General features: G+C 50.0%; 2 protein-coding genes. Both read right to left on the bottom strand.

The window, feature by feature from the left end; all coding sequences use genetic code 11:
* Nucleotides 1–119, bottom strand: a 119-nt coding sequence (locus A3739_RS28055) for an ureidoglycolate lyase (protein WP_197472213.1), incomplete at its 3' end; no start/stop codon positions are given.
* 4 nt (nucleotides 120–123) lie between these two features.
* A partial coding sequence (locus tag A3739_RS08620; protein ID WP_231877049.1) for a hydroxyisourate hydrolase occupies nucleotides 124–318 on the bottom strand: 195 nt, incomplete at its 5' end.

Below are 318 nucleotides of genomic sequence, written 5' to 3'. Positions count from 1 at the left end.
CGCTCTGTGTTGCCATCATTGATCATGATTGGCTTGTTGCCATCGCACTGAACCACTTCACCGAAAGGCGCAAATGCCTCAGCTGTAAGTGGCTTAGGTGTGAGTTTGTAAGTCGCCATGCGCTTAGCTGCCTCGGTACGTAGAGATGCCGTAAGCAGAAACTAGAAGTGGCACGTGGTAGTGCTCTTCAGGCTTCTCGATACGGAAGTCAAAGTTTACGCTTGGGTAGAAACAGGTTTTGCCTTGCTTCTCGAAGTAGCTATCCGTATCGAAAACGATGCGGTAGATGCCTTTTTCACGGTCTTGGCCTTCGAGCCA

Source organism: Oleiphilus sp. HI0067 (assembly GCF_001635735.1).
This window is presented reverse-complemented; position numbering and strand designations above follow the sequence as displayed.